Below are 18,625 nucleotides of genomic sequence, written 5' to 3' on the forward strand. Positions count from 1 at the left end.
GACTTGACGACACACATGGCACTCACGTATTCCGCCGGCTCCCTGGTGAAGGCGCGCGGCCGCGAATGGGTGGTACTCCCCGAAAGCAAGCCCGACCTGCTCGTGTTGCGCCCCCTCGGCGGCTCGGACGACGACGTCGCCGCCGTCTTCCCGGTGTTCGAGACGGTCGAGGAGGCCCGTTTCGCCGCTCCCGAACCGACCGACCTCGGCGACCAGCGGGCCGCCGGCCTGCTCCGCACCGCCCTGCGAGTCGGCTTCCGCTCGGGCGCGGGCCCGTTCCGCTCACTGGCCGGAATCGCGGTGGAACCCCGTGCGTACCAGCTGGTGCCGCTGCTGATGGCGCTGCGTCAGAAGACGGTCCGCATGCTGATCTCCGACGACGTCGGCATCGGCAAGACGGTCGAGTCGGGTCTGATCGCGAGCGAACTGCTCGCGCAGGGCGAGGCGACGGGCCTGGCGGTCCTGTGCTCCCCCGCCCTGGCGGAGCAGTGGCAGCAGGAACTGCGCAGCAAGTTCGGCATCGACGCGGAACTGGTCCTGTCCTCCACGGTCACCCGTCTCGAGCGGGGCCTCGACCTGGGCCAGTCCCTCTTCGACCGCTACCCGCACGTCATCGTGTCCACGGACTTCATCAAGTCCACCCGCCACCGCGACGACTTCGTACGGCACTGTCCCGATCTGGTGATCGTCGACGAAGCCCACACCTGCGTGGCCGCCGACGACACCAGGACCGGCACCCAGAACCAGCTGCGCTACGAGCTGTTGCGCCGGGTGGCCGAGGACCCGGACCGGCACCTGCTCCTGGTGACGGCGACCCCGCACAGCGGCAAGGAGTCCGCGTTCCGCAACCTGCTGGGCCTGGTCAAGCCCGAACTGGCCGCCGTGGACCTGGAGTCGGAGGCGGGCAGGAAGCTGCTGGCCCAGCACTTCGTGGCCCGCAAGCGCGCGGACGTCCGTCGGTACCTCACCAGGGCGGACGGTCTGGCCGACGACTCGCTCGCCGAGCGCACCGCGTTCCCCTCGGACCGCTACTTCAAGGACGAGACGTACAAGCTGTCCCCGGAGTACCGGGCCCTGCTGGACGACGCGATCGCGTACGCGAGTGAGCGTGTGGAGGAGGCGGACGGCCGGGGCCGCCGCGAGGCCCGTATCGCCTGGTGGTCGGCGATCGCCCTGCTGCGCTCGCTGGTGTCGTCGCCGAGGGCGGCGTCGCAGACCCTGCGGACGCGGTCGGCTGCGGCGGTCGCGGCGTCGGCGGAGGAGGCCGACAAGCTCGGCGCCCCGCTCAACAGCGACGCGGCGGACAGCGACTCGATGGAGGGCATGGACGTCGCACCGGGTGCGGAGACCGCGGAGGACGACACGCGCTCGCGGCTGGCGGAGCTCGCCGACCGGGCGGCAGAGCTGGAGGGCCCGGCGAGGGACCTCAAGCTGAAGGCCCTCATCAAGCACCTCAAGTCGCTGCTGGCCGACGGCTACCACCCGATCGTCTTCTGCCGCTACATTCCCACGGCCAAGTACCTGGCCGAGCAGCTCGCGAACGACCCGGAGACCAAGAAGCGCGGCCCGCTCGGAGCGAAGACCGTCGTCAAGGCGGTCACGGGCGAACTCTCGCCCCAGCAGCGCATCGACAACATCGAGGCGCTGGCAAGGGAAGCCGGCGAGGAGGCCGCCGCGCGCCGCGTCCTGATCGCCACTGACTGCCTGTCGGAGGGCGTGAACCTCCAGCACCACTTCGACGCGGTGATCCACTACGACCTGGCCTGGAACCCGACCCGCCACGACCAGCGCGAGGGCCGCGTCGACCGCTACGGCCAGCGCCGTGACGAGGTCCGCGTCATCACCCTGTACGGCGACGACAACGGCATCGACGGCAAGGTCCTCGAGGTATTGATCAAGAAGCACCGTCAGATCAAAAAGGACCTGGGCATCTCAGTATCCGTCCCCGACGAGCTGTCGACGGGTGTGACGGACGCGATCGTCGAGTGGCTGCTCATGCGCGGCCGTGAGGACGACGGCGCGCTGTTCGGCGCGGACGCGTTCAAGGTGAGCACGGCCAAGCTGGACAGCGACTGGAACTCGGCGGCGGAGCGCGAGACGGCCTCCCGTTCCCGGTTCGCGCAGCGCTCGATCCACCCGGAGGAGGTGGCCCGCGAGGTCGCGGCGGTCCGGGAGGCGCTGGGCGGTACGGGAGAGGTGGAGACGTTCGTCCGCGAGTCCCTGGGCGCTCTCGGCGCGGTGCTGCGGGATGCCGGTGAGACGACGTCCGACTTCACCGCGCAGGTGGGCGGCACACCGGCGGGCTTGAGGGACGCCCTCGCGACGGCCGTGGGCGCGGAGGTGATCGAGCGCGACCGTCCGATCCCGTTCCGGAACGATCCGGCCGTGGCACGGGGCGAGGTCGCGCTGGTACGGACAGACCCGGTGGTGGGCGCGTTGGCGTCCCACGTCCTGAACTCGGCCCTGGACACCGAGGCGGACGGCGCCCGCCCGGCACGTCGTTGCGGCGTGGTGACGACGGACGCGGTGTCGACCCGTACGACACTGCTGCTGGTCCGCTACCGCTTCCACCTGACGCTGCCGTCGCGGAGCGGCGAGAAGCAGCTCGTGGCGGAGGACGCGCGCCTGCTCGCCTTCGAGGGCTCCCCGAAGAACGCGGTGTGGCTGCCGCAGGAGCGCGCGGCGGCGCTGCTGGGCGCGACGGCGTCCGAGAACACGGACCCGCACTTCGGCGAACGCATGATGAAGCGCGTCCTCGACCAGCTCCCCGAAACGACCGGCCACCTGGAGTCGTACGGCGACGAACTGGCCGCCGAGCTGGACGCCTCGCACCGCCGGGTGCGCCAGGCCTCCGGCGAGATCGTCCGCGGCCTGTCGGTGACGGCCCAGAAGCCGGCCGACGTCCTGGGCGCGTACCTCTACCTCCCCGCCAACCCCGCTGCTGCCTCTGGAGCGTCCGCCTGATGTCCGCCACGACCCGCCACCAGGTGTTCACCGCAGTCCACACGGTCGGAGGTCTACTCCCCTCCGACATGCTGCTGCGCATCTCCGAGGGCAAGGACGTCCCGGGCTCGAAGCCCGCTGATTACGGCCTGCCGTCGTCCCGCTCGGTCCGCGACGAGGCGGAACGCAGCTGGGAGTACCTGAAGCCCCTCTGGCGCGACCTGCGCAAGCACCTCCCCGAGGACCGGGTGACGGGCCAGCCCGCCAGCGATCCCACGGGCCGCGCGGTCGCCGACTGGCTGGCCCCGCTGTGGCGGGAACTGGGCTTCGGCCGCCTGACGCCGATCGGCGCGGAGGGCATCACGGCCGACTCGGACACGGAGAAGCACTTCCAGGTCTCGCACCGCTGGCAGCACGCGCTCATCCACCAGACCCCGTGGAACGCCAACCTGGACAAGCGTCCCGGCGGCGCGGGCACGGTGCCGCCGCAGTCGATGCTCCAGGAGTGCCTGAACCGGACCGAGGCCCACCTGTGGGGCCTGCTGACCAACGGCCGCCAGGTGCGCCTGCTGCGCGACTCCAGCGCGCTGGCGACGGCGTCGTACGTCGAGTTCGACCTGGAGGCGATCTTCGACGGCGAGCTGTTCAGCGAGTTCGTCTTGCTGTACCGGCTCCTGCACGTGTCCCGCTTCGAGGTCGCGGAGGACGCGGCACCGTCGACGTGCTGGCTGGAGAAGTGGCGTACGGAGGCGATCGCACAGGGCACGCGCGCCCTGGACCAGCTCAGGAAGGGCGTCCAGCGGGCGATCACGACCCTCGGCACGGGCTTCCTGAAGCACCCGGCCAACCGCGACCTGCGCGAGACCGTGGACGTCAAGACCTTCCACTACGGCCTCCTGCGCATGGTCTACCGCCTGCTGTTCCTGTTCGTCGCGGAGGACCGGGAAGTCCTGCTGTCCCCGTCGGCGGAGGAGTCGGCGAAGGATCGCTACAAGACGTACTTCTCGTCGGCCCGCCTACGCCGGCACGCTCACCGCCGCCGGGGCACGGCCCACGGCGACCTGTACCGTGCGCTGCGCTTCGTCCTGTCGGGCCTGGGCAACGACGACGGCCTGCCGGAGCTGGGCCTGCCGGGCCTCGGCGGCATCTTCGACGACACGGAGGCGGACAAGGTCCTGCACAGCCTGTCCCTGTCGAACGAGCCCCTGCTGGAGGCGGTACGGGCGCTGTCGATCGTGCGGGACACCACCAGCAAGCGCAACCGGGTGGTCGACTACCGCCACCTGGACGCGGAGGAACTGGGCTCCATCTACGAGTCCTTGCTTGAGCTGGTCCCGCAGCACAACGCAACGGAGCGCACCTTCGAACTGGTCGAGCTGGCGGGCAACGCGAGGAAGACGACGGGTTCGTACTACACCCCGTCCTCGCTGATCGAGTGCCTGCTGGACTCGGCGCTGGACCCGGTGATCGACGACGCGGTGAAGCGGGGCGAGATCCGGGCGACGCGTTCGGGCGAGCCGGACGCCCGCGATGCGATCGAGAGCGAACTGCTTTCGCTGACGGTCTGCGACCCGGCCTGCGGCTCGGGCCATTTCCTGGTGGCTGCAGCTCGGCGGATCGCCAAGCGGGTGGCTGCGGTCCGGGAGCAGAACCCGGAGCCGACGATCGACGCGGTACGGCACGCCCTGCACGAGGTGGTGGCGCGGTGCATCTACGGAGTCGACCTCAACCCGATGGCGGTCGAGCTGGCAAAGGTCTCCCTGTGGCTGGAGGCCCTGGAACCGGGCAAGCCCCTGGGCTTCCTGGACGCCCACATCAAGCACGGCAACGCGCTGATTGGAGCCACGCCGGCGCTGCTGGCGAAGGGCATCCCTGACGATGCCTTCAAGCCGATCGAGGGCGACGACAAGAAGATCGCGTCCGCCATCAAAAAGCGCAACGCGGCGGAACGCGGCGGCCAGCTGAGCTTCCATACGGAGGAGCGCATCTGGGTCTCCAACGCGGCCTTCGCGGCGAGCTTGCGGGATATCACTGCGACTCGGGCCAACACTTTGCGCGACGTCCGCCTCCAGTCGAGCCGCTTCCGCGAACTGGAGCAGTCCGCGGAATACCTACGCGCCCTGCACATCGGCGACGCCTGGTGCTCAGCCTTCATGTGGCCCAAGGTCCAGGGCGCGCCGACCCCGGTCACGGAGGGCGTCTTCCGTGACCTCCAGAGCGCGGGCGCGGGCATCCCGGTGAGCACGAACGAGGAGATCATTCGCCTCGCGGAGCAGCACAAGTTCTTCCACTGGTACCTGGAGTTCCCAGAGGTCTTCGCGGTCTCCAAGGCTGCGGGCGACGACGTGGATCCATCCGTGGGGTGGGCCGGCGGCTTCTCCTGCGTGCTGGGGAATCCGCCGTGGGAGCGCATCAAGCTCCAGGAACAGGAGTTCTTCGCCCAGCGCGACACGGAGATCGCCAACGCCCCGAACGCCGCTGCCCGCAAACGGCTCATCGCAGCCCTGCCGCGGAAGAACCCTGACCTGTTCGCCGAGTTCACAGCAGCCAAGCGCCAAGCTGAGGGCGAGAGCCAATTCCTGCGCTTGTCCCTGCGTTACCCGCTCACCGGCCGGGGTGACATCAACACGTACGCCGTCTTCAGCGAAACGGACCGCACGATCACGGGGTCACACGGCCGCATGGGCGTCATCGTGCCGACAGGCATCGCGACGGATGCCACGACGCAATACTTCTTCAAGGATCTGGTTCAGAACGGGTCGATCGCGGCGCTGTACGACTTCGAGAACGCGGCACCACTCTTCCCCGGTGTGCATCGCTCGTTCAAGTTCAGCATCCTGTCCCTCACCGGGCGCGCCATGCGCGAACGAGCCGCCCGATTCGCCTTCTTCCTCCACGACCCGTCGGAACTGGACGCCGCAGATAAGGCGTTCACTCTCACGCCCGAGGAGATCACCCTCCTCAACCCCAACACGGGCACCTGCCCGGTTTTCCGATCCCGCCGCGACGCCGAGATCACCCTCGGTATCTACCGTCGCGTCCCAGTACTCATCAAGGAAGACGACCCGAACGGCAACCCGTGGGGCGTGTCGTTCATGCGTATGTTCGACATGTCCAACGACTCGCACCTCTTCCGGACTCGCGAGGAGTTGGAGGGTGAGGGTTGGCAGCTTAGGGGCAACGTCTTCACACGGGCGGGGGCGAAGATGCTCCCGCTTTACGAGGCGAAGATGCTGCACCACTACGACCACCGCTGGGCCACCTATGACAGTGACGGCTCTACGCGGGACTTGTCCTTTGAGGAGAAGCAGAACGCTGGCGTTGTGGTGCTGCCGCGGTACTGGGTGGCCAAGCACGAAGTGGACGACAAGCTTGCTGCCAAGCAGAGTGCACGCGGCTGGCTCCTCGGATGGCGAGACATCTGCCGTGCGACTGATGAGCGTACCGCCATCGTCGCTGTCCTTCCCCGCACAGCAGTGGGCAATAATTTGCCTGTATCCACATTCACCGTTCAAAACCGCAACCTGGCCGCCTGTGTGACAGCAATGGTGTCATCCTTGGCCTTCGATTTCACCGCTCGTCTAAAGGTCGGTGGAACTCACTTGAACTTCTTCATCTCTCAACAGCTGCCCGTCCTGCCTCCAGCCAGTGTCGAGCCCCATGCCCTCTTCATTGCACCTCGGGCCTTGGAATTGACTCACACCGCGACCGATATGGCGCCTTTCGCAGCCGACCTTGGTGACGAAAACACACCATTCCGTTGGGACGCCTATCGACGCCAGCAGATCCGAGCCGAACTGGACGCCCTTTTCCTCCACCTTTACGGCATCTCCCGAGAGGACGCGAACTACCTCCTCGACACCTTCCCCATCGTCCGCCGCAAGGACCAGACCAAGTACGGCACCTACCGGACCAAGGAACTGATCCTCGCCGAATACGACCGCATGGCCGCAGCCGGCGTCACCCTGGAGAACCCGTTGGTGGACGGCGAAAACTACACCTCCACCCTCACCCCGCCCCCGGGCCACGGCCCTCGACACCCCGCCCGCTGAGAGCACTCCCTTGATCGACAGCACGCCCATGCGGCGGGACGGGTCCACCCCCGTCCCGCCCGCCACCGTCCCCGCCCCCTCCGCGATCCGGGCAGAGCGCCGCCAACTCATCGAGTCCATCCGCGCCCTCCGCCGCCTCCTCGACAAGCGACCTGCCTTCGAGGTCTCCGACCAGCAACGCCTGAACCGCGAGGCACGGGACCGCAACCGCGCCGAGGCGGTCCACGACAAGGCCCTCCAGCGCATCCACGAACGACAGACACGCCAGGAAGCCTCACTCAACCAACAGCTCAACGGCCTGGACGGCAAGCGTGAGAGTCAGGAGACGCGCGCCCTGGCAGTCCTGCGCCGTGAGTCCATCGAGCGCACGCTCAGCCGCACGTACCTCACCTCAAGCGAGGTGAACGGCATCGGCAAGGGACTCATCCGCGACCTCGCAGCCCACGGCATCCGTACAGCCGCCGACTTCGAGCGCGTCAGCTGGGACAAGGCACCCAACGGCAAGGGCGGCGACGTCCTCTACATCCACCGCACCAAGGGCGCCAAGGTCCACATCAACGGCATCGGCCAACACCGCGGCCGTCCCCTCCTGGAGTGGCGTCAGTCCGTCCTTGCCCGCGCGGAGGCCCGCGCCCCACACCGGTTGCCGCCGGACGAACGCCACCGCATCGCCGAGATCATCGATGCCGAACGCGTCCGCCTGCGAAAGGAGCTGGCAGAGGCCCCGCGAGCAGCAGACAAGGCGCGCAAGGAAGCCACCCAACTGCAGACCGAAAGCCTCAGCCGACTCACCGCCGTCGAAGAAGAGGCCAGTCGGCTCGCTGCCGTGCGCAGGGCTGAATTCGATGCCATGGCCGAGAAGCTGCTCGACCTCCAAGCACAACTGTCGGCTCACATGGACACGTACGGCGATATCGGCCGCCGCCTCCGCCGCGCGCAGCACCGTGCCCTGCGGCCGATCCCCCAGGCACCGCCGCTCTCCGGCATCCCGTCCCCCCGCACTGCGGGGGATGCTCCCGCCACGGTCAGCCTCACCAAGGTCACCGACCGGACCAGTGAGGCCCACCCCGTTCCCGGCACCCGGGCGCACCCCGCCTGGTTGGTCCCGATTCTCTACTTCACGCTCACAGCCGTCGTCGGCGTCGGCGAACTCGGAGACAACACAGCTTCCCTCTCCCTGATGATCACGTCCCGTCTCGTGGCCTTCGCAGCCACCGCGGAGCTCCTGCGCCTGTGGGTGCCCCGCATCCGCTGGCGTACCGCAAGCCCTATGCCGTCCGGAACCGGCTGGCAGACCTCCGGGGTGTTCCTCGGCCTCACCGCCGCAGGCATGTTCGCGGACGAGCACTCGGACGTCTTCAGAGCCGCCTGCGTCGTGTCCGTCCTCGCCGGATTGTGCTTGCTGGCGGGAACCGGCCTGCGCATCGGCAAGGACACCACCACATCCCTCTGACCAACCGCCGACCTGCGTCACTCGCAGTGCGCATCACCCTCGAACGGAGCGCCTCATGACCGACAACCCGCCCGAGAGACCGGCCGCCACGCCCGTCCCGCCCCCGCTTCCTACGGCACCGCCCGCACCCACCACCACAGGACGCCGTCCGGGCAAGCGCACCCTGATAGTCGCCGCAGCCGTCGCGGTGCTCCTCGCCGGTGGCGGCGTCACCTGGTGGGCTCTGGGCAACGGCGACGACGCGATGGGCCACGTCGAAGTCTCGGGCGGTAAACTCGTCGTGGACGAAAGCGACGACGAGTACTGCGACGACACCGACGTCTACTCGTTCAACGACTGCGACGCGGACACGGACGAGACGTACGAGTTCGTCTACAAGATCAGCAACGAGGGCGACGGACCCGCCAACTACGCCGTGGTCGTCAACGCCTTCGACGAGGACGGCGACTTCGTCGGTCAGACCTTCATCAGCTCGACCCACCTGGCGGCAGGCAAGACCGACGCCGACAAGGGTGAGTTCAGCGAGTACAGCGAGGTCGCGGACAAGCGCGAGCTGTCCGACATAGCGTCCGTGAAGGTCGCCCACGTGGAACGCCTCGCTCTGGCCAACTGAGCCGACCCATCAGGTCCCGGCGGTCTTCGCGGCCACCGGGACACAGGTCACACCTCGGTGACGAACCCCACGAAGCGCGACCATCCCTCACGTCCCACAGCGAAGGGCGGGCGCCGTACGTCCTTGGAGTCCCGCACATGGATGACCTGCTCGGTGAGGGCGACTTCAACGCAGCTGTCACCTTGTGCACTGCTGTAGCTGGACTTGAACCAGTCGAGTTCAGACGGCCTCATAGCGCTCCTCGCATCCGCTCCAGCAGGCCCCGAGAGTCGTTCGGGGTGAGGGCCTGCGAGCGCAGTCTCGCATAGCGCATCTGGAGCGTGCTGACCTGTTTCGGGTCAGCAATCAGACGGCCGTTCTCCTGTCCTTCTGCATAGCCGCGCCAGCTTCCGTCCGGTGTCTCCAGCAACTGAAGCGGCCCAGCCGTGCAGGAGTGATACTCGCTGTCGGCCGGCATGATCTGAAGAGTTAGGTTCCTCGGTGTAACGGCGTCAAGCACATAATCGATCAGACCGCGCGTCACGTCCGCCCCACCCAATCGCCTCATGAACACGGACTCTTCCACGATGAAGTCGAAGGCTGTGTTGGGCCGCTCATGCATCAAACGCTGACGCTCCAGGCGCGCCTGCACGGTGGCTTCCAGATCTTCGTCAGACAGGGGCGGGACGTCGTTCTCGCAGAGAGCCCTCATGTACCCCTCCGACTGCAACAACCCCGGCACCAACCGGCACTCATACGTACACAGACTCACGGCCACCCGCTCCAGCTTCGCCCACCGCCGGAACCACACCGCCAGCCCCGCCTCCCCCCGCGTCAGAAACCTCGCCGAGTTCCGCAACGCCCCCGTGTTCCCCAACGCCTCCTCCGCCCGCTCGACGAACGACGCGTCCGGCATCCGCCGCCCCAACTCCACCGACTCGACGGTGTGCTTGGAGAACCGAACCATCTCGCCGAATTGCACCCGGCTCAGCCCCGCATGCTCACGCAACGCCTGAACGACGGCTCCGAACGTCCGCAGACTGTCCGACGGCCCCGGCTCCCGCTCACACTCCCCGCCCGGCACCGCCGGCTCTACGTGGTCGGTCGTCATTCGAGGCCCACCTCCAGGTGCACACGCGCCAGTTGCCTGGCCGAGGACTCCCAGAATGACCGGCCCGAATTCGTACCGTCCACCGAACGTGTCCGTACGGCGACTCAGCGTACGGAGGGGAGTGTGAGCGCTGTCGGCACGCCCCTACCCGCCGGGAAGATCAGGCACCGTCTTCCGGCACCACGAACGGCATGGCCAGCAACCACTGCTGATTGCCCCCGCCGTGTGGCTCCCAGAACACGGGCTTCGTTCTGGCCTCGGCCTCGTGAGGGCAGTCCAACGCATGACCTGTTCCCGCGTTGATGATGCGATGGGCCCGGAGCCCAGGAGCAGCGGAGACGTGCCACCGCTGCCAGGCCGCACCGTTGTCGTTACGCCCCCGCATACGGACGTGGTCGCCGAGCCCGGCCGCTTGGCCGTCCAGCAGCAGGTTGTTGCTCGCGGAGATGACGTGCACTTCCCGTCCATGGCCGGACGCCTCCAGGTACCACAACTGATGCGGCTGCCCGTGGGGTCCCCAAAGGTGCGGCACACTGCCGTCTCCGCTGTGAAACGCGGTGTCGAGTGCCAGCCCGCTGCTCGCGGAGATGAGCAGGAACGGGCCGGTCGGTTCACGTCGACGGCGCTTGAAGAAGGCTCCTACGTCATTCGTACCGATCTTCAGAAACGGAAGACTGATCTCAGCACTGACCTGACGGTCCCTCGGAGGCATACCCGCCATCCTATTGAGCCGACGCATGGTCGGCAGTGAGTCGCCGAAAGATGACGCCGCCGGTTCTCCCAGGCGTTCTGAACCCCGTCCTCGCAGCCCTCAGATGGTGGTCACGGTACCTCGATCGGCAACGGGACGGGCCTGGCGCCGGCCTGGGGGACGGAGCGATGCCGGGCAACGAGAAGAGGGAAGCGTCGCAGGGTTGAGCCGCCATCACATCGGCCGGCGGGAAGCCGGTGCAGTACGAGGCACCAGGAGTTCGCCCCAGCCGACAGGCACCAATCACACGGTAGTCAGCGCAGACGAGCCTCGGAGAGCGGGAACCAAAAGTGCATTGACGCTGTCAACACGTGATCACCTGCCATTCGCGAACGGAACCGTGTACCGTGAGGGCCGCATCACCACCTGTTCTGGCACGACGGGCCGTGCCACAGCAGGTCAGGGGGCGCGTTCCGTTTCGGACCGCGAAAACCGCGAGAACCGCGCAAGCATCGAGAGCGCGAGAAGCGGAGATGGGGGCGGCAGTGAGCCAGGGGCTCGTCGACGGTGGACTCCGCATTGGGCGCGCCATCAGCAGGGGCAGCACGCGGAAGGCCCACCGCGCCACGGTCCTGCGCCTCCCCGAGAACTTCCCCGGCCGCGCGGCCGCCATGACGACGATCCCGCACCACCGTACCGCCGGCCTGGCCGCCGCCCGTGCGAAGAGCGTGGTCCGTCACCCCTGCCCCCACGAGGAGCAACAGTGACCGAAGTCCCCGGAGGCACGAGCCCCCGAACCGAGATCCTGGCCCTCCTGCTCGAGCCGCTGGGGGTCGACGCCATGGCCGGACAGGCCGCGCTCCGGCGGCTCGCCGAGAACGTGGACGCGGTGGCGCAGGAGCACGGGTGTGCCGTTCTGCCCGCATACGGGAGCACGCTTCCGTGGGTCTCGGACGCCGTGTCGGCGTGCGTCGAGGAGCACGAGCTGGCCGGTATGGCGGCGGCCCCCGAAGAGGCCAGAGCTCTGCGGGAGTTGGCGCGGGTCGACGGAGCACGGTCGCACCTTCCGGCCCTTGAGGGTGTCCCGGTGGAGGCGCTGCGGACGGACCGCGTGTCGGTGACGACCGCGGAACGACTGATACCCAAGGCCCTGGAACCGTACTGTCGTGCGGATCAGGACTGGCCCGAAGAGGTCTGGCGCTCGATCATCGACGTCGACGGCGGGACCGACGTCGACGGCACTCTGGCCGACCTGAACCGCCCCCGCGCCACCCGTCGGGCGGCGGCCGCGCGGGAGCTCGTGCTCCAGCACAGCGTCTCGGCGGCCCAGGACCTGCAGAACCGGGAGCTGGCGGCGCGGCTTGAGAAGGTACGGGACTTCGTCGCGGCGCGGAAGGCGTACGACGCGTTCCTCTCCACACGGCCGGCATGGTGGCGCTGGCTCGGGCCGGACGCGTCCTCCGGGTTCAGGTCTGACCGGCGTGACGCCCTGGTGTGGGCGCTCACGGCCCGCGACACCGGCGCCCTGTCGGGGAGCGCTCTGGAACTGCTCGCAAGGGACGCCTGCCGGGCCGTGCTCGCACACGCGCCGGGTCCGACATCGGCACTGGCAGTGCCCGCCCCTCCCACCTCCACCACGTCCCCGGCCCTACCGCCGTCGGCCACAAGTTCGGCCGCAAGGCTCGCCTCGGGGCTCCTCGCGGTCGGCTCCCGACACGATGCCGGCCGGCTGCGCGCTCTCGAGTCCTGGTACGGGAAGAACATCGCGCTGTTCGACCGTGTGGCGGCGGCCATGGACCTTCGGGAGAGCCAGCCCGGGCTCCGCGAGGCCCTCGCCCCCCTGGTCGGCGAACTCGCCCTGCCGCCCGGAGCGGTGGACACGAGCCGCTCGGACTACCGCGCCGTCCAAGCCGTTCTCCGGACCGAGGTCGAGGACCTCCTGCTGCAAACAGGTCGGACGGGGCTCTCCGAGCATGCTGTGGAGGGCGAAGGACTGGTCAGGGTCATCGGCCGCGTCGGCACGCTCGAGCGTGAACTTCGCGATGCCATGCGGCCTCTGCCCGCCGTCCGGGGCAGGCTGCTCGTGGCCGTCGCCGGAAGAACCAAGTCCGGGAAGACCACGCTCCGCAAGGCCCTGACGCGTGACGCGGACCGGTCCGGGATCGGGCAAGGAGCCCACCGCACCACACGGAAGACCTCCGCGTTCGACATCGGCCCCGTGACCTACCTGGACACGCCCGGCTTCGCCGCGAAGGACGACGACTTCGACGCGCAGCACGCGCGGGCGGCGTGCGACGGCGCCGACGCGGTCGTCTGGAACTACGCCGACACGATGCGCGACGAGGAGGCCGCGGAGTTCCGACGGCTTCTCCTCTCGGGGAAACCGCTGCTGGCCGTCATCAATGTGAAGAAGAAGGTCGACGAGCCCGTCCTGCTCACGCTCTTCGCCAATTCCCCGGCCAAGGAGTTCAGAAGGGCGTCGGAGCACGCCGCTCGCATCGAACAGGTCGCCCGCGCGGCCGGGGCCGCCCCGCCCGTCATCCTCTCGGTCCACACCGGTGCCGCGCACGAGTCGCTGTCCGTGGAGGATCGCGAGTTGGGCGACAAGGCCATGCGGGCAAGCAGACTCCTCGAACTGGAGCTGGCCCTCTCCCAGCTCCTGGCAGAGCGAGCGATTCCCCTTCGTGCCGTACGGCTGGCCGAGGACGTGCGACGGCCGCTCGCCGCCTTCCACGACCGGACGGCCGAAGAACTCCCGCGGATCGGTCTCGCACTCGACGCACTGGAACGCTCGACGCCGGGTGAACGGGCCGCACTGCTCGAAGCGTTCCGGACCGCGGGCCGCGAGGCGCAGGAACGCCTCGTAGCCGAACGTCACCGGGCCCGGGAGCGGTTGCCGGAAACGGTCCGGAACCTGGGCGGGGAGGACCACGCACAGCGGTGGAGCGACTTCCTCACCGAACTGGAGTGGGACGGTCTCATCCTCGCGCTTGAGGACGAACTCGTGCGGCGAGCGGGGGAACGGGGCCGGACGCTGCGTGCACCGGCGAGCGCCCCGGAGCGACAGGACGACGAACACCCGCGCGTGGAACCGCACCCCACCTCGAAGATCGCGTCAGCCGCCGTCAAGGGGGCGGCCACTACCCTTCTGAACTCGTTCTCCACCGAGGGTCTCTCCAAGGGACTCACCAAGGTGTTCTCCAAGAAACTCGCCACCTCCGCCACCACCACCGCTGCCTCCGCTCCCGTCACCGCGGCGCTCTACGCGACGGACGCCCTGCTCGGTGCGATGAAAGCCGTCAGCAGCGAGATCGACCGCGCGCGGCAGGCGAAGGAGGAGTGGGCCAGAACGGCCACGGAAGTGGCCGAGACCTGCCTGGACGATCTGTTCGACTGGGTCGATGCCCGGATGGCGATGGTCCTCGAGGAGGCGACGGCCCAGGTGGAGGCCCAGTTCGCGGCAGAGACGGCGGGCATCGGCAGCACCCGCGAGCGGTTCGAACGGCTCGGCCGGCTGCAGTCGTCCGTGCGGTCCGCCCTCGACACGATCGACCTCACCCTGGCACGCCGGCTGCTGGCTCTCGCGGGCGGGGATCCGGCGGCCGTCCGGCGAGCACGCCGGACGCCGGGGGTCGAACTCCGCGTCTGGACCGATACGTCCCACGTCGCGGACGTGCGGGCACACCTGCACAAGCACCTCGTGGATGTCCTCACCGAGCGGATCGAGGTCCGCCCGGATTCAAGAAGCGGAGAAGGCGATGGGACTGCGGACGACGGCTGACGGGGGGCCGAGCGCCCCCGTGCTGGCCCTGAGCGCTCGGGCGGAGGAGGTTCTGAACGCCCACCCGCGCACCCGGGGCCTGACAGCCTCCCTGCCCCGCACGGACACGGGCCCGCTGCGGATCGCGCTCCTGGGCCCGTACAGCTCCGGGAAGTCGACACTCATCGCCGCACTCCTCCGACTCCCGGCTGCGGAGGTCGAGAAACTCGTCGACGCGGCACCCAAGACACTGGAGGAGACGCCGTACCCGTGGAACGGTGTGACCCTGGTCGACCTGCCCGGAACCCTGTCGGGCGACGACTCGCACCGTGCCTCGGCCGAACGGGGTGTGCGCGGAGCAGACGCGCTGATGATCGTGACGACGAGCGAACTGCCGGGCGAGGCGGAGACGGAGGCCATTGTCCGGGCCCTCGACGCCGACGGTTTCGCCGACCGAAGTGTGGTCGTCGTCAACAAGATGAACGCCGAGAACAGCGACCGCGAGGTCATTCTCGACGAGATACGCAAACGGCTCGGCCCCTTCGCCGACCGCGTCCCGATCGTCCCGACCGACGCCCGCGACTTCCTCGACGCGACCAACGATGTCGACCTCACGGACGAGGAACGGGAGTTGCTGGCTTCCGGGAGCGGCATCGACGCTCTCACCACCGAGTTGCGGAGAATCGTCGCTCCCGGAGTCAGCGGTGTCCGTCCCAGAGCGCAGGCGTACGAACTCCTCCGGGTTCTGGCGGACGCCGAGGAGATGTGGCACCTGCACGGCGAGGACCTCGACGCCGTGCGGACCGCGGAGAAGGTCGAGGCGTCGCTCTCCCGCGCGAGGGAGGGCGTGCTGAAGGCCCTGGAGAGGGAGAGCGAGGTCCTCGCCGCCAGGATCAGAACAGAAGGGGGCCGGATCGCCGACAGCGTCTCTGAGAAGAACGGCACCGTCCCGACCGGCATCGCGACCGACGTCGCCGGAAGGCTGGTCGATTCCCACACCGACTTCGACATCAGCTTCTCCTCCTCGACCAGGGCGGCGTACGACGCGCTGACCGCCGAGTTCGGAGATGTCGTACCGGAGCCGGAGGAGTGGGTGAACAACGTCAACCCGCCCGAGGCGAATCCCGCCACGCCCACGAAGTCACCGCTCGAAGAGGCGGTCAAGAAGGCGGCGGAGAAGGCCGCGAAGCAGGGGGCCGGGAAGCTGTCGGAGTGGCTCAGGAAGATCGCGACCGACAAAGAGAAGGCAGCCGCCGTAGCGGACTGGCTCAACAAGAACAAGGTGGGCCAGAAGCTGCTCGACTCCGGCGGGAAGGTCACCAACGGCGCCAAGAAGTTCAAGCCGTGGGGCAAGGTCAACGCGACGAACAAGGTCTCCAGCTGGGCCGGAAAGGCCCAGTGGGCACCGATGGTCATGGGACCCGCCCTGGACGCCGTCGTCATCATCAAGGACCAGAGCAATCGGATGGCAGTGGACAAGCACCGGAAGGAGATCCGGGACCATTTCGCCCACGTGGCGCTCCAGCAGCAGGACGGCCTGGTCGACGCCGGCGCAGCGCACCTGCGCGGGTGGATCGCCGAGGTGGAGGACGCACTGGGCGATCTCACCCGTCCGGGCGGACAGATCGGCGCCACCCGCGAGGCGGCGCTGAAAGAGATCGGAAGTCTGCGGGACGCGACCAAGAAGCTCATCGAGCAGGCCGCAGGCTGACCCGGCTCCAGTTGAGTCCTGAAAATCAACCGCCGCTCCGACCTGCACACCAGCGCCCCTCTATGCCGACAACGGTGCCAGAAGAGCAGCAGGCATAACGGTTCCTCAAGTCTCGATCACGCTGAGGCGGAGCATTTCGGACTGCCCATCCATCGGTCCGCGAAGGCCGGTCACCGGTGGGGATACGCTCAGCAGTCGGAGAAGTTCCAGAACATGCCGACCTCGGTGTCCGAGACGACGATCAGGCCGCAGTCCTCCGTGTGGACGCTGAGCGGGCTGTACGCACAACTCGACGACGTGAAGTCGAGCGTGCCACGCACATGGCCGGGCATGTTGACGTTGGTGTGATAACGGGCCCCGTCCCCGTAACGCGCGAGGATCGTGCGCGTCATGTCCCTCAGTTCGTCCTCGCTCTCCGTGAAGCGTTTCAGATTGGACAAGGTGCAGCAGTCATCGGTGAGGGCCAGCAGCAGGTTCTCGGCACTGCTCCGGTCGATCTCCTGCAGCCGCGCTGCCACGTAGTCGCGGGAGTGGACGGCGAAGGGGTAGGTAGGGGAGGTCTCGCGCTCCGGCATCTGGGCCGCGTCGTCGAGACCGGACCAGCCTCGTGGGTCCGGTACGCGCGCCATCAGCGTGAGTACGTCAAGGACCCAGTCCTCGTGGCGGCGCGGGCCCGTGGCGTCGTACGGGTACGCGTCCTCGTACAGGTGACGTACCGCGGCTTCCCAGGATTCCTGGTCGACGGACATGGAGTGTCAACTCTCTTTCGGTAGCGGTCACAGGACAAGCGACCTACCCTGCAACTTTTCAGGATCCCTCCGCCACTCCCTTCCTGGACCATGTGCCTGGCACCAAGCCCCCGGCACGCGGACAGCCGGCGAGCTGAGAACCTGCGAGAAGTACGTCGACACGGACAACTGCCCGTGTTCCGTCGGCGCCCCTTACGACGGCACCTACTTCCGTCATGACCCCGGCGGGAAGGCCGTCAAAATCAATGTGTACGACCCCGACACGGGAGCCTGGCTGGGCAAGATCGAGTGGCACCCGTACGGCGAGAAGCTCTGGGTCTACGACACGAAGAACGACGGTGACACCTTCTACGTGCAGCTCGAGTACGTCACGGCTACCGGCACGCTGCCCACGGGGCCCGTGGTGTCAGCGCCCGGAACATCCGCCGCCGTCGAGTACGCAGCGCGGTCGCCAGTCCGCGCTCGCAGGGGTGCTGTGTCCGCGTACAACGCGCAAAGGGCGACCGTACGACAACCGTGCGTACGCGGGTCACCCCTCGCAGACGCCCTCCGCGCCCGCCACCGTGGTCCCATGAGCACAAGCATCCCCCGGCTCCCCGCCGCCACGCGGACGTTCACGCTGCAGTTCTCGTCCACCCGGCGCGGTGCCCGTCTTGCCCGTCTGCTCACCTACGAGCAGCTGCGGAGCTGGAAGGTGTCACCCGGAGTCGCCGACCGCGCGGAGCAGATCGTCGCGGAGCTGGCCGCCAATGCGGCGCTGCACGGCCGGGTCCGGGGCCGCGACTTCCGCCTCACCCTCGCCAACGACTCGGCCACCGGCGTCCTGCGCGTCGCGGTCACTGACGCCCGCGGGGACCGGCTGCCCTCTCCCGTGGCGAATTTCATCAGGCCGCCGGACGACGAGTCGGGGCGAGGGTTGCTCATCGTCGCCGCCCTCGCCGACCGGTGGGGCACCGATCCGTATCCACCGAGCGGCAAGACCGTCTGGGCCGAGTGCGACTTCCGAGCGGCTGGTCACGCCGACTGAGGTACGTCCCCGCCAACTCGCGATCAAGCCAGCAGCTGAATCTCCGTGGCCCAGCACTCAGTTACCACCTACCAGTTCCTCGGCAGCTATTTCCATCAGGACTTCTTCGACGAGTACGCCTCCCACAGCGAAGCCGTCGACGACTACCTGGCAGGAGCCTCCCAGGGCGACCGGAAGCAACTCGACAGGGACATCACCAGCCTGCTGGCTCTGGCCGGCACCGAGGGAGAACTGAAGCAGGCCGTCTCGATCCTGGGCCTGGAAGTGTCGCCCCCCAGCAGGAACTGACCAGCAGCGATGGCTGAGGGACGTGCACAGCATCGTCTCCCGCTGCCCGGGGGCATGAGCGCGGCGGCGCTGTTCATCGACCTTCGCGCCACGCAGCGTGGCAGTACCAGGTCACTCCCCCTCGCTCGTACACCAGTTTGGTGAGCGTACACAACGTCGAATCACCAATAGGTCAGAACTTGTTGACGCCGCTAACAAGCTACCGCCATGCTTACGGTGCGAACAGTGCATCAGTCACAGCTTGCTCT

13 protein-coding genes are annotated in these 18,625 nt (G+C 68.2%); 9 read left to right on the plus strand and 4 right to left on the minus strand.

What is annotated here, in order from left to right; translation table 11 throughout:
* The first annotated feature begins 15 nt into the window (after positions 1-15).
* From ACFYZ3_RS13715 to ACFYZ3_RS13730, 4 genes are read left to right on the plus strand one after another with little or no spacing between them, the layout of a single operon-like run.
* Positions 16-2,964, plus strand: coding sequence for a helicase-related protein (locus ACFYZ3_RS13715; RefSeq protein WP_388516279.1), 2,949 nt, complete (start codon positions 16-18; stop codon positions 2,962-2,964).
* A complete protein-coding gene (locus ACFYZ3_RS13720; protein ID WP_388516281.1) occupies positions 2,964-6,995 on the plus strand; it encodes an Eco57I restriction-modification methylase domain-containing protein in 4,032 nt (1,343 codons plus the stop codon). Before ACFYZ3_RS13715 ends, ACFYZ3_RS13720 begins: the two co-directional genes overlap by 1 nt.
* Before the next feature lie 10 nt (positions 6,996-7,005).
* Positions 7,006-8,448 (plus strand): hypothetical protein, encoded by a 1,443-nt coding sequence (locus tag ACFYZ3_RS13725; RefSeq protein WP_388516283.1) that lies wholly within the window; start codon positions 7,006-7,008, stop codon positions 8,446-8,448.
* A 55-nt stretch (positions 8,449-8,503) separates the two neighbouring features.
* Complete coding sequence (locus tag ACFYZ3_RS13730; RefSeq protein WP_388516285.1) at positions 8,504-9,061, plus strand: hypothetical protein; 558 nt, start codon at positions 8,504-8,506, stop codon at positions 9,059-9,061.
* A 47-nt stretch (positions 9,062-9,108) separates the two neighbouring features.
* Here the strand turns inward: ACFYZ3_RS13730 and ACFYZ3_RS13735 are convergent, their stop codons facing one another.
* The 3 genes from ACFYZ3_RS13735 to ACFYZ3_RS13745 form a co-directional block, all read right to left on the minus strand.
* Positions 9,109-9,294 (minus strand): DUF397 domain-containing protein, encoded by a 186-nt coding sequence (locus tag ACFYZ3_RS13735; protein ID WP_271154748.1) that lies wholly within the window; start codon positions 9,292-9,294, stop codon positions 9,109-9,111.
* Positions 9,291-10,151, minus strand: coding sequence for a Scr1 family TA system antitoxin-like transcriptional regulator (locus ACFYZ3_RS13740; RefSeq protein ID WP_388516287.1), 861 nt, complete (start codon positions 10,149-10,151; stop codon positions 9,291-9,293). Before ACFYZ3_RS13740 ends, ACFYZ3_RS13735 begins: the two co-directional genes overlap by 4 nt.
* Positions 10,152-10,311: 160 nt before the next feature.
* The gene (locus ACFYZ3_RS13745) at positions 10,312-10,863 is read right to left on the minus strand and encodes an RICIN domain-containing protein (RefSeq protein ID WP_388516289.1); all 552 of its coding nucleotides are present in this window, start codon (positions 10,861-10,863) and stop codon (positions 10,312-10,314) included.
* Positions 10,864-11,375: 512 nt separating this feature from the next.
* Here ACFYZ3_RS13745 and ACFYZ3_RS13750 point away from each other — a divergent pair.
* Genes ACFYZ3_RS13750 through ACFYZ3_RS13760 form a run of 3 tightly spaced genes read left to right on the plus strand, consistent with a single transcriptional unit; the run spans position 11,376 to position 16,313 of the window.
* Positions 11,376-11,609, plus strand: a complete 234-nt coding sequence (locus ACFYZ3_RS13750; protein WP_388516291.1) for a hypothetical protein — start codon at positions 11,376-11,378, stop codon at positions 11,607-11,609.
* On the plus strand, positions 11,606-14,623 hold the full coding sequence (locus ACFYZ3_RS13755; protein WP_388516293.1) for a GTPase: 3,018 nt from the start codon (positions 11,606-11,608) through the stop codon (positions 14,621-14,623). Before ACFYZ3_RS13750 ends, ACFYZ3_RS13755 begins: the two co-directional genes overlap by 4 nt.
* Positions 14,601-16,313: a GTPase gene (locus ACFYZ3_RS13760; RefSeq protein WP_388516295.1), complete on the plus strand. Its 1,713-nt coding sequence runs from the start codon at positions 14,601-14,603 to the stop codon at positions 16,311-16,313. Before ACFYZ3_RS13755 ends, ACFYZ3_RS13760 begins: the two co-directional genes overlap by 23 nt.
* Before the next feature lie 188 nt (positions 16,314-16,501).
* On the opposite strand, the gene ACFYZ3_RS13765 is transcribed toward ACFYZ3_RS13760, so the two are convergent.
* Positions 16,502-17,062, minus strand: a complete 561-nt coding sequence (locus ACFYZ3_RS13765; protein ID WP_388516297.1) for a hypothetical protein — start codon at positions 17,060-17,062, stop codon at positions 16,502-16,504.
* 571 nt (positions 17,063-17,633) lie between these two features.
* Here ACFYZ3_RS13765 and ACFYZ3_RS13770 point away from each other — a divergent pair.
* A complete protein-coding gene (locus ACFYZ3_RS13770) occupies positions 17,634-18,089 on the plus strand; it encodes an ATP-binding protein (protein ID WP_388516299.1) in 456 nt (151 codons plus the stop codon).
* Positions 18,090-18,134: 45 nt separating this feature from the next.
* Positions 18,135-18,377 (plus strand): contact-dependent growth inhibition system immunity protein, encoded by a 243-nt coding sequence (locus ACFYZ3_RS13775; RefSeq protein WP_388516301.1) that lies wholly within the window; start codon positions 18,135-18,137, stop codon positions 18,375-18,377.
* The last annotated feature ends 248 nt before the right edge of the window (positions 18,378-18,625 follow it).

It is taken from the genome of Streptomyces sp. NPDC001599 (assembly GCF_042893535.1).
Lineage (GTDB): Bacteria > Actinomycetota > Actinomycetes > Streptomycetales > Streptomycetaceae > Streptomyces.

Coding starts and splice junctions, on each gene's coding strand:
- ACFYZ3_RS13715 (WP_388516279.1), top strand. CDS start 16: ATGGCACTCACGTATTCCGCCGGCTCCCTGGTGAAGGCGCGCGGCCGC.
- ACFYZ3_RS13720 (WP_388516281.1), top strand. CDS start 2,964: ATGTCCGCCACGACCCGCCACCAGGTGTTCACCGCAGTCCACACGGTC.
- ACFYZ3_RS13730 (WP_388516285.1), top strand. CDS start 8,504: ATGACCGACAACCCGCCCGAGAGACCGGCCGCCACGCCCGTCCCGCCC.
- ACFYZ3_RS13735 (WP_271154748.1), bottom strand. CDS start 9,294: ATGAGGCCGTCTGAACTCGACTGGTTCAAGTCCAGCTACAGCAGTGCA.
- ACFYZ3_RS13740 (WP_388516287.1), bottom strand. CDS start 10,151: ATGACGACCGACCACGTAGAGCCGGCGGTGCCGGGCGGGGAGTGTGAG.
- ACFYZ3_RS13745 (WP_388516289.1), bottom strand. CDS start 10,863: ATGCCTCCGAGGGACCGTCAGGTCAGTGCTGAGATCAGTCTTCCGTTT.
- ACFYZ3_RS13750 (WP_388516291.1), top strand. CDS start 11,376: ATGGGGGCGGCAGTGAGCCAGGGGCTCGTCGACGGTGGACTCCGCATT.
- ACFYZ3_RS13760 (WP_388516295.1), top strand. CDS start 14,601: ATGGGACTGCGGACGACGGCTGACGGGGGGCCGAGCGCCCCCGTGCTG.
- ACFYZ3_RS13765 (WP_388516297.1), bottom strand. CDS start 17,062: ATGTCCGTCGACCAGGAATCCTGGGAAGCCGCGGTACGTCACCTGTAC.
- ACFYZ3_RS13770 (WP_388516299.1), top strand. CDS start 17,634: ATGAGCACAAGCATCCCCCGGCTCCCCGCCGCCACGCGGACGTTCACG.